Annotated in this window: 16 protein-coding genes and 1 pseudogene; 7 read left to right on the forward strand and 10 right to left on the reverse strand. The window is 60.3% G+C overall.

The window, feature by feature from the left end:
- From AC1D06_RS39230 to AC1D06_RS39240, 3 genes are all read left to right on the forward strand, one after another.
- On the forward strand, nt 1-483 hold a 483-nt coding region (locus AC1D06_RS39230), incomplete at its 5' end, for a sensor histidine kinase (protein WP_477990948.1).
- A 226-nt stretch (nt 484-709) separates the two neighbouring features.
- Complete coding sequence (locus AC1D06_RS39235) at nt 710-970, forward strand: CopG family ribbon-helix-helix protein (protein WP_477990949.1); 261 nt, start codon at nt 710-712, stop codon at nt 968-970.
- Between the two features lie 117 nt (nt 971-1087).
- Nucleotides 1088-1339, forward strand: a complete 252-nt coding sequence (locus AC1D06_RS39240) for a type II toxin-antitoxin system RelE/ParE family toxin (protein ID WP_477878447.1) — start codon at nt 1088-1090, stop codon at nt 1337-1339.
- A gap of 47 nt (nt 1340-1386) precedes the next feature.
- Here the strand turns inward: AC1D06_RS39240 and AC1D06_RS39245 are convergent, their stop codons facing one another.
- Entirely contained in the window at nt 1387-1752 is a 366-nt protein-coding gene (locus AC1D06_RS39245) for a diacylglycerol kinase (protein WP_477878448.1), read from the reverse strand.
- Nucleotides 1753-1845: 93 nt separating this feature from the next.
- Complete coding sequence (cobT, locus tag AC1D06_RS39250; RefSeq protein WP_477878449.1) at nt 1846-2862, reverse strand: nicotinate-nucleotide--dimethylbenzimidazole phosphoribosyltransferase; 1017 nt, start codon at nt 2860-2862, stop codon at nt 1846-1848.
- 111 nt (nt 2863-2973) lie between these two features.
- On the opposite strand from cobT, the gene AC1D06_RS39255 reads away from it, so the two are divergent.
- The 3 genes from AC1D06_RS39255 to AC1D06_RS39265 are packed head-to-tail and all read left to right on the forward strand — an operon-like array spanning nt 2974 to nt 4714.
- Nucleotides 2974-3756: an adenosylcobinamide-GDP ribazoletransferase gene (locus tag AC1D06_RS39255; RefSeq protein WP_477990950.1), complete on the forward strand. Its 783-nt coding sequence runs from the start codon at nt 2974-2976 to the stop codon at nt 3754-3756.
- Nucleotides 3757-3794: 38 nt separating this feature from the next.
- Nucleotides 3795-4013 (forward strand): DUF1289 domain-containing protein, encoded by a 219-nt coding sequence (locus AC1D06_RS39260; protein ID WP_477990951.1) that lies wholly within the window; start codon nt 3795-3797, stop codon nt 4011-4013.
- Nucleotides 4013-4714 (forward strand): retropepsin-like aspartic protease family protein, encoded by a 702-nt coding sequence (locus tag AC1D06_RS39265; protein WP_477990952.1) that lies wholly within the window; start codon nt 4013-4015, stop codon nt 4712-4714. Before AC1D06_RS39260 ends, AC1D06_RS39265 begins: the two co-directional genes overlap by 1 nt.
- Before the next feature lie 27 nt (nt 4715-4741).
- On the opposite strand, the gene AC1D06_RS39270 is transcribed toward AC1D06_RS39265, so the two are convergent.
- From AC1D06_RS39270 to yajC, 6 genes and pseudogenes are all read right to left on the reverse strand, one after another.
- Nucleotides 4742-4996, reverse strand: coding sequence for a hypothetical protein (locus tag AC1D06_RS39270; protein ID WP_477990953.1), 255 nt, complete (start codon nt 4994-4996; stop codon nt 4742-4744).
- Nucleotides 4997-5102: 106 nt separating this feature from the next.
- Nucleotides 5103-6419 carry an extensin-like domain-containing protein gene (locus tag AC1D06_RS39275; protein ID WP_477878454.1) on the reverse strand — a complete coding sequence of 439 codons (1317 nt, stop codon included), beginning with the start codon at nt 6417-6419 and terminating at the stop codon, nt 5103-5105.
- An 82-nt stretch (nt 6420-6501) separates the two neighbouring features.
- On the reverse strand, nt 6502-7359 hold the full coding sequence (locus tag AC1D06_RS39280; protein WP_477990954.1) for a phytoene/squalene synthase family protein: 858 nt from the start codon (nt 7357-7359) through the stop codon (nt 6502-6504).
- Nucleotides 7360-7370: 11 nt separating this feature from the next.
- A pseudogene (locus tag AC1D06_RS39285) lies at nt 7371-7754 on the reverse strand (Mth938-like domain-containing protein); the annotation flags it as partial.
- 57 nt (nt 7755-7811) lie between these two features.
- Nucleotides 7812-10376 carry a protein translocase subunit SecDF gene (secDF, locus tag AC1D06_RS39290; protein ID WP_477990955.1) on the reverse strand — a complete coding sequence of 855 codons (2565 nt, stop codon included), beginning with the start codon at nt 10374-10376 and terminating at the stop codon, nt 7812-7814.
- A gap of 76 nt (nt 10377-10452) precedes the next feature.
- Nucleotides 10453-10812 carry a preprotein translocase subunit YajC gene (yajC, locus tag AC1D06_RS39295; RefSeq protein ID WP_477878458.1) on the reverse strand — a complete coding sequence of 120 codons (360 nt, stop codon included), beginning with the start codon at nt 10810-10812 and terminating at the stop codon, nt 10453-10455.
- 201 nt (nt 10813-11013) lie between these two features.
- On the opposite strand from yajC, the gene AC1D06_RS39300 reads away from it, so the two are divergent.
- A complete protein-coding gene (locus AC1D06_RS39300) occupies nt 11014-11877 on the forward strand; it encodes an ATP-binding protein (RefSeq protein ID WP_477990956.1) in 864 nt (287 codons plus the stop codon).
- Nucleotides 11878-11905: 28 nt separating this feature from the next.
- On the opposite strand, the gene AC1D06_RS39305 is transcribed toward AC1D06_RS39300, so the two are convergent.
- Both AC1D06_RS39305 and AC1D06_RS39310 read right to left on the reverse strand, forming a co-directional pair.
- On the reverse strand, nt 11906-12196 hold the full coding sequence (locus AC1D06_RS39305; protein ID WP_477990957.1) for a hypothetical protein: 291 nt from the start codon (nt 12194-12196) through the stop codon (nt 11906-11908).
- A 77-nt stretch (nt 12197-12273) separates the two neighbouring features.
- Nucleotides 12274-12498, reverse strand: a 225-nt coding sequence (locus AC1D06_RS39310) for an ISAzo13-like element transposase-related protein (RefSeq protein WP_477987731.1), incomplete at its 5' end; no start/stop codon positions are given.

A 12498-nucleotide genomic window follows, 5' to 3' on the forward strand; every position in this document is an offset into this window, starting at 1 on the left:
ATCCAGCTTCGGGCACGATCGAAGAGCATCAGCATCATCGACCAGTTCGAACCCGACATGCCCTCGGTCTGGGCCGATGAGAAGGCAATCCGCCAGGTGATCCTCAACCTTCTCTCCAACGCGGTAAAATTCACACCGCRGGGCGGCGAGATCGTCGTCAAGGCGGGTTGGACGGCGTCGGGCGGCCAATATGTGTCGATCAAGGACAACGGTCCCGGCATTCCCGAGGAAGAAATCCCTGTCGTGCTTTCCGCCTTCGGCCAGGGCTCGATCGCGATCAAGAGCGCCGAACAGGGAACCGGCCTCGGCCTGCCGATCGTGCAGGCGCTGCTGCACAAGCATGACGGCCAGTTCTACCTCAAATCCAAGCTGCGCGAAGGCACGGAATGCATAGCCATCCTGCCGGCCAAGCGCGTGCAGCAATCGCTGCCGGCTGTGGAAGACGCGCAAGCAGTGGATCGTCGGCGCAAGAGCTTTGCTTGAGGTGAAATCTGCGAATAGCACGCGGCCTATGTGGCCGATATCTGTTCGTGATTCGAAGCTGCTCTCCCTCAAGCGCGTCTAAGACTGAACAGCGCCTTAAAATTCAAGTCCTGTCAAACACTCGCCGCGATAACGCTGGTTTTCATCTCTTTCAGTGAGAGGGAGATGGGCTTGTTAGTGAGGCTATTTTGTCTTACATTGTCTTACGGATTGGTAGGAGAAGACGATGTCGAAAGCCAATATGTCGGAATCAGTTACCTTTCGAGTCCCTTCAGACGTCTTGTCGGATATCGAAACCATCGCGGAAGCGACGGAGCGTTCCAGAAGTTACATCATTGTCCGCGCACTCAGAACATATCTTCTAAATGAGGGCTCCGATCTTCTTTCGGCGATCAAAGGGCGTGAGCAGATTGCATCAGGCGAGTATGAAGACATAGATGATGTCATCGCCGACATGGATCGGATCATTGCTTGGAAGGTTGCGTGATCAGAGTTAGGCTTTCGGCTGCCGCGGCGAATTTTGTCCGGCACGAAACCGAATATCTGCGGCTGCGCAACCCGGCTGCAGCGAGAAAACTCTCGCTGGCGATAGAATGCCAGACGCATGCTGCAAAGCTTTCCGCAGGCGGGAAACTGCATGCACGGTCTGCGGATCAAGGGCGCCCTGACTTTTGTGATCGGCGACTATCTTCTCGACTATGTCTATGATGGTTCGAATGTGGACGTTGTCGCAATCCGACATGAACGGATGTCGATGGGAACTCCCGACATCGATAGCGAGCTTGATGAGGTCACCGAAAACGCCCAATCGTCTGTTAAAATGCTGAAGAATCCAGAAAAACCGTCGAGCTATTGACGGCTTAGTGTGAAACGCTCCGGAACTGACGCCTTGGCCGAAAGGTGCTAATGGAACGCCACCCAGAGCATGAAAAGCCCTGCGGCAACCAGCGCACAGAATACCCCGAACGACCCGAGATCCTTGGCATGCTTGCCGGTCTGAGATACTTCCGGCGACACCCGGTCGACCAGTTCCTCGATTGCCGTGTTGAGTGCTTCGAAACCGAAGATCATCAGGAAGAGGATGGTCAGCACCAGATATTCGAGCGCGGTGGCGTGGACGAAATAGAAAAGGATCATGCCGGCGAGGTAAAAGATGATCTCGTGACGGAAGGCGGACTCGTTCATCGCCCGCCAGAAGCCGGCCCAGGAATAGCTTGCTGCCGCCGTCAGATGCGCCAGGCCTCTCTTCTTGCTTAGCGGCTCTTCCATGGTTTTCGCCCCGAGTCAGACACTCGGGCATCCATCTGGCATATCCGCTAAGGCTTTGCAAACTTTGCGAGAATTATGACAGACGGATGACAATCAGTCCTTGTTGGAGACGCCTGCGCTTTCGAACGTCGCCATGCCGGAATGGCAGGCGGCGGCGGCCTTGACGATGCCGGCGGCAAGTGCCGCGCCGGTCCCCTCGCCCAGTCGCATGCCGAGCGCCAGAAGCGGCGTCTTGCCGAGCTTGTCGATGGCCTTCATATGCGCCGGCTCGGCCGAGACATGACCGATCAGGCAATGATCGAGCGCCGAAGGATTGGCAGCGCGCAGGATGGCGGCAGCCGAGGTGGCGACATAGCCGTCGATGATGACGGGGATGCGCTCCATGCGGGCAGCGAGAATAGCGCCGGCCATGGCGGCAATCTCGCGGCCACCGAGGCGACGCAGGACTTCGAGCGGATCGGCGAGATGGTCGCGGTGCAGTGTCACCGCCTTCTCGACCGCGGCAATCTTGCGCTTCAAGAGTTCGCCTTCGGAGCCGGTGCCGGGGCCGACCCATTCCTCCGCCGTACCGCCATAGAGCGCCAGGTTGATCGCGGCGGCGATGGTGGTGTTGCCGATGCCCATTTCACCGATGCAAAGCAGGTCCGTGCCGCCGGCGATCGATTCCATGCCGAAGGCCATGGTGGCGGCGCAGTCGCGTTCCGATAATGCCGCTTCCTCAGTGATGTCGCCGGTCGGATAGTCGAGCGCCAGGTCGAAGACTTTCAGGCCGAGATCGTAGGTGGCGCAGATCTGGTTGATCGCGGCGCCGCCGCCCGAGAAATTGGCGACCATCTGCTTGGTGACTTCGGACGGATAGGGCGTGATCTTCTGGCGGGTGACGCCGTGATTGCCGGCGAAGATCGCCACCAGCGGCCGATTGATGGCCGGCTTGCGGCCGGTCCAGGCAGCGAGCCAGAAGGCAATCTCTTCCATCCGGCCGAGCGCACCCGGCGGCTTGGTGAGTTGCTTGTCGCGCTCACGGGCATCGATCAGCGCCTCGGTCACCGGGCCAGGCAGATTGGCGATGAGGTTGCGGAAGTCGTCGAATGGAAGGCCGCTGACGCTCATGCCCTATACTCCTGAATGAAACTCTTTTCCTAAGTTCGGCGAGCCCCTAATATCGGCTGACTCGCCCGGGGGCAACTCTCAAACACGTCCTGGCGCGACGCGGGCAGGTGGATGAATTTCAGGGATTTTCAGATTGATGTTGTCCGGTCGCTTGGCTTTCTGAGCCGGCTGCCGATGCCGGGACGTTTTTTCAATGGCTATGGCGGCAGCATGTCGCGCACGGTGCAGGCCTTTCCGGCCGCAGGCGCGCTGATCATGCTGCCGCCGGCGGCGATTTTCGCGATCCTGCTGGCCTTCCATCTCGAGCCTCCCGTGGCGGCCATCGTTGCGCTGATCGCGCTCACGCTGATCACCGGGGCGCTGCACGAGGATGGGCTGAGCGACACCGCCGATGGTGTGGGCGGCGGACGCGATCGGGAGAAGGCGCTGGCGATCATGCGCGACAGCCGCATCGGCTCCTATGGTGCCTCGGCGCTGATCCTCTCCTACGGGCTGCGTGCCGCAGCCATGGCTGCGATCGGCGCTTCGCTCTCGCCCACGCGGGCGGCGCTCGTATTGATCGCCGCCGCCGGCATCAGCCGTGCGGCCATGGTCTGGCACTGGTCGTCGCTGACGCCGGCGCGGCACGATGGTGTCGCCGCTTCCGCCGGATCGCCGGAGGCCGGTTCGACCAATGTCGCACTCATCTCGGCGGCGGTCTGCGCGGTCGTGCTGATCTGGCCGACGGCTGGGTTTGGCGCGACCCTCCTGTCGATCGCCGCGAGCGGACTGGCAACCATGGCCCTGACACGTTATATCCAGACCAGGATCGGCGGCCATACGGGTGACACGATCGGTGCGTCACAGCAATGCGCGGAGATGGCGGCGCTTGCCGCCCTTGCCCTGTGCAGCTGAAGCGCCAGACAAGAACGAAACAAGCGGATCGGAATCCTATGGAATCGCCCTGCATCCTCGTCTGTTCGATCGACGACAAGACCGGCTACTGTTTCGGCTGCGGCCGCACGCGCGAGGAGATCGGCGCCTGGACAAGCTATACCAGCGAGCAACGCCTGCAGATCATGGCAGGCCTGCCGGCCCGGCTCGAAACTGTGGAGCGCCGGCCGCGGCGTGAGACACGGCGCAGCCGTATCGCGCGCGGGGAGAACGCCTGATGCCGCAGCGGATGCTTCTGGGTATTATCATCACACTGGCAGCGCTGGTGGCCTTCCTGTGGTTTTCGTCCGGCAGCAGCGGGCAACAACTCGATGGCGATGACGCCGGCCGGTTCATCTACTATGCCATGTTCGCAGCTTTGGTGGGTTCGGGGATATTGGCAAGGCGCAGCCTTGGTCAGACCGCACGCCAACTCGGGCTTTGGGCGCTCATCATTCTGGCGCTCGTGACCGTCTATGTCTATCGCGGCGATCTGCAGCAGGTGGCGTCGCGCGTCACCGCCGGCCTGATCCCCGGGCGGCCGCTGTCGATGGTCGACGAAAACGGCTTCAACAGCGTGGTTCTCTTCAAGGGTGAATCGGGTCACTATGTCGCCGACACGCTGGTCGATGGCTCGCCGGTCCGCATGATGGTCGATACCGGAGCGACGACCGTGGTGCTCACTTACGAGGATGCCGAGCGCGCTGGACTCAATCCGCAACAGCTCAACTTCTCATCGGTGGTGATGACCGCGAACGGCCCGGCGCAAAGCGCCTATGTGACCCTGCCCCGTCTTTCGGTCGGTGGCATCGAGCGCACCAATATCCAGGCGGGCGTCGCCGGCCGGGGCAAGCTTGACACGAGCCTGCTGGGGATGAATTTCCTCAATACGCTGAGCACTTTCTCGTTCAGCGGTGATGAACTCAAACTCAGAGATTGAGGCCTCTGAGATTGAGGCCTCTGGGCTTCATGCCCAGCGGCCATCGACATTGCAGCCCGTGGGCGGGATCGGGAGGTTGCCGAAGCGCTTCTGCAGCATGCCGCATCCCAGCCGATTGATCGGCCCGGGCATGATCGAATTGAGGCTGGCGCCGAACGCATCATAGGGGCTCTCGGCAAAGGCAACGTAGCTATACCACTTGCCGCCGAGGAGAAGCATGATCGACGCGAGGATCGCCGCGCGGATCAAGGTGGCTCTTTTGGGACTGGGTTGTTCGGTCATGACAGGCGTATTCCACTGATGTCATGACTATAACGCTCCGGAATTAAGAACTATTCAGGCAGAACTGAACAAATTTATACGCTTGCGGCAGAAATGTGGCAGCGCGCTACAGACTGCAATACCGCCGCCCCGACTTGCGATAGCGCAGGTCGAAATGGAAATGATTGCCGTGATAAGCATCGCCCGGGCCGAGCACTGTATTGAAATACTTGCAGGAGTCGGCGCGCACTGTGTTCAGTAGGCCCTTTTCACGAAATTCGAAGAAGCCTTTCTTGGCAACGTCGATTTCCTTGCCGCTATTCAGGATGAACCCGCCGACGTCGAGCGCGTTGCCTTTGGCGTGCTCGGACCAGGGGTTGCGGGACAGCGAATCCATCCGTCGGCAGGAATAGGACGACAGCTGGTGGATCGTCTTGATGCCGGAGAAATAGCGATAGCGTGCTTCCGGCACCAGTTCGTTCTTGACGAATTTGGCGAAGACGCGGGTCATCGAGCAATTGAGCTTCGCCGCCGGATAGAGCCGGATGCCGCCGGCGAAGCCGGAGACTTCGATCGGATGCGGAATGCCGCACGTCGGCCCTTGATAGATGGGCGGCAGTTCGCGATAGCGTACGCCCATGCGTTCGAGATCGCTGCGGCAGGCACGATCGGCCGCGGTCAGGCCGCCATAGGATTCCGGCACTTCTGACGGATCGTCAAAGCGCGGCAAGAAGGCGACCTTGGTCTCGTTCTGCGGCTGGCGACGCTTTTCCGGCAGCGTGATCTCATCAGCCGTCGAAGCCTGGTCGAAGGGGACGGCCTTTTCAGCAGGCTTGGATTTGTGCTGCACCTCGACTGGCGTGTCGGTCCCGATGCCATCGACCACCGGCTCGTCGGTATTGCCTTCGGCGATGTCGATATTTTCCTCTTGGGCGAGGCTCGTTGGGTCCTCGACGCCGAGGGTGGAATCCATGTTGACGCCGTCATCCGGGATCTGGCTCTGCTTGGCGACTTGCTGGTCTGCATTGTCCAATTGATCCGGCGAGGCCAGGGCCTCCATTCCGGGCTGTGGATCTTCGTCTATCTTCGGCAACCGCTTTTTCGGCGCTACGGCATCCGGCTGGCTATCGTCGTTCGACGCATCGATCGTATTGGAGGGATCGACATTGTCCGCCGTGTCGGCCTGTTGATGAGGCCGGCGTCCCTGGCCGGCAAGATTGGGCGTGTTGAGATAGTCGGCGCTTTCGGCGGCACGGCTGGTCGGGTCACTCGGTGCCGCGTAGTTCGTGTCCTCGACCTTGTGACGTGGCGTGATGGCAGAGACGGTGGTGTTGTCGTCGACATCCTCGGGCGGCACCAGATCGCCGGAACAGGCCGACAATGCCAGAGTGAGGGCCAGAGGCAGGCAGGCCCGCCGGACATTCTTGGAAAACGCAAAACTCATGGCCAAATCCACCGGCATTCCGGTTCAATTAGACCATGGTAATAAGAAAATGGTTACCGAAGGCTAAAGCTCACGCTACGAATCAGAACAGGTGTTTTCGTGAGGCGCGCCAGAGGCGCCATTGCCGGAGGAGCTGCGACGGCTGCAACGACTGCGTAAGTGCCGCTGCACCGGCCCTTTCGGCGCGATCAAAAACGGTCTCGGCCAATGCTATAGAAAGAAAGGCTCCGCTTACGCTCCGGCTGGAGCCAGGCATGGCGGCGCGCGCCTTGCGCAAGTGATCGCGGCCGAAGCCGATGAAGGCGGAAAGCGCCGCGCCGATCTGTGCTTTGTCTTCGCCCTTCAGGAAAGAGTCTGCGTTGAGGCCCGTCGCGGCGAGGATATCACCGGGAATGTAGACTTGATGCCGGCTGYGATGCATGGGCAGCAGCAAAAGGCAGCCGGCGACGAGCTGAGCAATGCCGGCATGACCTGCTGCATCCGCTGCTTTCTGTGCATTCACCGGATCGAGGATCATCGCGGTCAGCTGGATCAGCGTCGAGGCCGTCTCACCGGCATAGCCTTCGAACATGGTGGTGGAGGCCATCGGATCATCGTAGAGATCGAAGATGCGGGCTTCGGTCATGGCGGCCAGCGGCGCGCGCGGCAGGCGTCGCTCGTCGATCGCCTGCATCAGACCCGCGGCCAGCGGATTGGCGAGGCTCTCGCCCCGGCCTTGGCCTTCGACAAGATCGCGCCACCATTGCAATCGGATCTCGCCCGGCAGCGGTTCATGAACGACATCGCGGATACGAGCGAGCTCGGCATTGAAGGCATAAAGCGCGGCGACCGGGCCGCGCTTGTCCTCAGGCATCAGTAGGCAAGCGAGATAGCGGTCGAAATCGGTGCTGCGCAGCGTAGCGAGACAGGCCTCGTAAGCCCCGGTTTCGCCGAGCGGCATGGYCAGCCTTCCACGGCAATCAGCGCGGCAGCAACGGCACGCTGTTCGGCGAGAAGGACGTTGTAGGTGCGGACCGCAGCACCCGTCGACATGGGGTCGGCGGAAATGCCGGCTTCTTTCAGCGCGGCGCGCAGGTCCTTGCCAAGCGGCCTGAGCACGCTGCCGGTGCCGACCAGCAGCACTTCGATATCCGCCGCATCGGCAAACACTTTTCCCAGATTGTCGACATCGAGCGGCGTGCCCTCTTCCACCGGCCAGCCGTAGATGCCGGACGGCAGGCAGAGGATCGAGCCGCGGTGACTCATATCGGCAAAGCGGAACCCGCCATTGCCATAAGCGTCGATCGGCGCACGGCCGGGAAAATGCTGCTCGCGGATGACGATGCCTTTTTTCACCGGCTCACTCTTTCTGTTCTGCCAATGTCGTCATTTCAGAGCAGCCTCGGCGAGGCTTTAGGCAGCCGGGCTCTGGACCTCGGGAACGTTCGCGCCCTTTTCTTGCCTGTCCTTGTCGAACGTGTCAGGACGCAGCTTGAAGAGGATCAGGACCGGGGCGGCGATATAGATCGATGAGAAGGTACCAACCACAACACCGAACAACATCGCAACGGTGAAGCCGCGGATGACATCGCCGCCGAACAGTACCAGCGCCAGGATAGCGATCGTTGTCGTCATCGAGGTGAGGATGGTACGCGACAGCGTCGAATTGATCGAGGTGTCGATCAACAGCGGCAGCGGCATCTTCTTGTAGCGCCTGAGATTCTCACGCATTCGGTCATAGACGACGACCGTGTCGTTGAGTGAGTAACCGATGATGGTCAGCACCGCCGCGATACTAGTTATGTCGAATTCCACCCTGGTGAAGACGAAGAAGCCGACGGTCAGCAACAGATCGTGCAGGGTAGCGACGATGGCGCCGACAGCGAACTGCCATTCGAACCGGAACCAGATCCAGACCATGATCGCCAGGAGCGAAAGGCCGACGCCGTAGAGACCTTTCATTGCCAGTTCGCCGGAGACCGACGGGCCAACGGTTTCTTTGCGGCGGGATTCGTAGTCCTTCGACAGTTCATTCAACACTTTGGTCGCGGCCGACTGGTCAGCGTTGTCGCCGCCACCCTGCTGCGTTTGAACACGGATGGAGACGTTGCTCGGATCGCCAAAGCCCTGGACCTGCACGCCGGGAACGTTCAGTTGATTGAGTCGCTGGCGGATATCACTGAGATCGGCAACGCCGTTCTTGGCCTTCATTTCGATGATCGAACCGCCGGTGAAGTCAATGCCGAGGTTGAGCCCGATCGTCGCGAAGCCGATCACCGAGGCGATGGCCAGCGCCGCAGATCCGGCGAAGGTGATGTTCTTCAACCGCATGAACTTGATCTGGGCGAAATCGAAGAAAGCGGTGCGCACGCCTTTCGGCAGCGTTTTCGGCCGCGTGCGGCGCAGCCAGATCGAAATCAGCAGCCGCGATATGGTGTAGGCGGTGAAAACCGTGGTGATGATACCGATGCAGAGCGTGATGGCAAATCCGCGCACCGGCCCCGACCCCATAAAGAACAGGATGGCGGCCGCTATGAAATGCGTGATATTGGCGTCGATAATGGTGCCAAAAGCCTTCTGGAAGCCCGCCTGCATCGCCTGGACGATCGGTCGGCCCTGTTTGACCTCTTCACGGAAGCGTTCGTAGAACAGCACGTTGGAGTCGACCGTCTGGCCGATCGTCAGCACGATACCGGCAATGCCCGGCAGTGTCAGCGTCGCCCCCAGCAGCGACAGGATCGCGAATATCATCGCGACGTTGATGATCATGGCGATATTGGCGATCATCCCGAGCGTGCCGTAGAAGAAAGCCATAAAGCAGATGACTGCGATCAGGCCGACGAGCGAAGCGATGAAGCCCGCATGGATGGAGTCGGCGCCAAGGCCCGGGCCGACCGTGCGCTCCTCGACCACCGTCAGTGTCGCCGGCAACGCGCCGGCGCGCAGCAACACCGCGAGATCATTGGCCGACTGCACTGTGAAATGGCCCGAAATCTGGCCCGAGCCGCCGATGATCGGCTCGTTGATGTTGGGCGCGGTGATCACCGCATTGTCGAGCACGACAGCAAAAGGTTCGCCGACATGTTCCTGGGTGATGCGAGCGAATTTCTGCGCGCCGGTCGAATCGAACCTGAAGGTTACGATCGGCTCGTTGTTCTGCTGATTGAAACCGGGCTGCGAGTCGACCAGGTTTTCGCCGGTCAGCATGGCACGCTTCTGGATGAGATAGGGCACCGGCGGATCGTCGTTGGAATAAACGATTTCGGAATTGGCCGGCGGACGTGACCGAAGCGCATCCTGCGGCGACATCGTCAGGTCGACGAGGTGGAATGTCAGCTTGGCGGTCTTGTTGAGGATCGCCTTCAGGCGCTGCGGATCCTGCAGGCCCGGCACCTGGACAACGATGCGATCGGTGCCCTGCCGCTGGATAAGCGGCTCGGTCGTGCCGAGTTCGTCGATGCGGCGGCGGACGACTTCAATCGACTGCGCCACAGCGGACTGGACGCGGTAGTTGATGCCCTGGTCGCTCAGCCCGATAGTGAAGACACCGTCATCGGTGTTGGTCAGCGTCGCTTCCTGGATCGTGCCACCGGTAAAACCACCGACGGGCGTCAGCTGGGTGACGTCTTTGAGCGCAGTCTTGGCGGCCGGGACCTGGCCGGCATCACGCAGCTTAAAGGTGATCTTCTGGCCGTTGGCCACAAGGCTGGTATAACCGACATTGGCCTTGCGTAGATTGCCGCGGACATCGTCGAGCGTCGTGTCGACGCGTTCCTTGATGATGTCGCCACGCTCGAGCTTGAGCATGATGTAAGAACCGCCCTGCAGGTCGAGGCCGAGCGTCATCGTGCTATGCGGAACCCATGACGGCAGCTTGGCGAGCAGGTCCTTCGGCACGAAATTCGGGGCGGCAAACAGGATGCTGAATGCCGTTGCCAGCCAAATCAGGATTGAGGTCCAGCGCGAAAAATGAAGCATGGGGTTCTCGATGCGTTTTGTACGACGTCTTGATTATAGACCTGCAGGCACCCGATGGCTGCAGGAATCGGCGGCCTCAGGGCTTGTTGGCAGCCTGCGGCTCCTTGACCGGCTCGCCGCGCACGCGCACTTCGGCGACCATGGAGCGGACGGCGCGGACCTTGACGCCATCAGCGATCTCGGCTTCGAGTTCATTGTCGTCGATGATTTTGGTCACCTTGCCGATCAGGCCGCCGCCCAGAACGACCTGGTCACCACGCTTGATGCCCTTGAGAATGTCCTCGCGCTTCTTCTGCTGCTGGCGCTGCGGCCGGAAGATCAGGAAATAGAACACCACGATCATCGGCAGGAAAAGAATGAGAATGTCTAATCCATTGCCAAATGGCGACGACGCGGCTGGCGTTGTCGACTGGGCGAAGGCTTCCGTGAAGAGCATCGGTTACTCCGGACAAACTGAACGATCGGGCTTTTCCGGCCCGGTTTATGGCCGCCGCAATATAGGAACATGCCCCTTCATTGCAACAGCGCATTCCAAATTTGCCATCGAAAACGGACGTTTTGACGCCCAACCGACCTTTCCGTCCGAAAGCCAGCCGTGTTAGCGGGCTGAACGAGGTCACAATCGGGAGAGATGATCGTGAGTGACGATATTCTGCAGGCCATATTGGCCGAAGTGAAACGCTTGGCAGACGCCGCCGACCGCATTGCCGGCCCTGCCCCGCAACCGATCCTCTGGGACGCGGCCGATTGCTTCGTCTGGAACCCGGAGAGGCAGAATTTGGCGCCGGTCCGTCGCGTCAATCGCGTCGACCTGTCGTTGATCCGCGGCGTCAATCACGTGAAATCGATTCTCTACGAAAATACCGAGCGCTTTGCAGAGGGCTTTGCGGCCAACAACGTGTTGCTCTGGGGTGCGCGCGGCATGGGCAAGAGCTCGCTGGTCAAGGCGATCCACGCGGCGATCAACGACGAGCACGGCACGGCGATGAAGCTGGTCGAGGTGCATCGCGAGGACATCGATACACTGCCGGTGCTGATGGATATCCTCAAGGCCGCCGACCACCGCATCATCCTGTTCTGCGACGACCTTTCCTTCGACCATGACGACACGTCCTACAAATCGCTCAAGGCGGCGCTGGACGGCGGCGTCGAGGGCCGGCCGGACAATGTCATCTTCTACGCCACCTCCAACCGGCGGCATCTGCTGCCACGCAACATGATCGAGAACGAGCAGTCGACGGCAATCAATCCGTCCGAGGCGGTCGAAGAAAAAGTGTCGCTATCGGACCGATTCGGCCTTTGGCTCGGTTTCCACAAATGCAGCCAGGAGGATTATCTGGCGATGGTCGATGGCTATGCGGACTATTTCAAGCTGACGATCGAGCCGGAAAAGCTGCATTTCGAGGCGCTGGAATGGGCAACGACCCGTGGGTCACGGTCGGGTCGCGTGGCGTGGCAATATATCCAGGATCTGGCCGGACGGTTGAGGCAGAGGATTTGAGGCTCAGCCTATACAGGCGGTTCAATACTTAACGCGGGGGATGTTCGCTGAGTTTTCGACAGAGCCGATCATCGGCCCGAAAGACAAGTCCTTTGCTCAGTACGTTCAGCTTTGTCATCAGCGATTGGAGCCGGGCGTCGGCGTCCTTGCCTGAAAAGCCGACCTTGATCATCCAGGATCGGCTGGCGCGCAACGCCTTGCTCAAATAGGACTTATGTCCTGTCCCGATGCTGCAGAGGTGAGCTTGGGCGATGTAATCGGCGGCCTCAGCATAAGCGGCTTCACGTTTGCTTTGGGCTGCCTCGACGGGGATCGCCATAGGCGCAGCTATTATCATCGCAGCGAGGGCGAGCCGTGCGAGAATTCGCGAATTAAGGACGGTTCGGACAATAAGCGCTACATGTTTCTTGGTGTGATAGTGTAGTTCCACTCCGGATGGAACGGGTCGCCTATGATATTGAGGCTTGCCATCTGGGCATTGGAGACCTTGACGCCCTTTTGGTAGGTGCGGGTGTCGATGGCGCATTCAACCTTGAGGCCGGTCGTTGTCGTGGTTGCGCCGATCAATTCGACCACGGCCATGCGGCTTTCAAGCGGCCGGCCGCGCCAATTCTGGGTGAT

This window comes from Rhizobium sp. P2_G2, assembly GCF_056403555.1.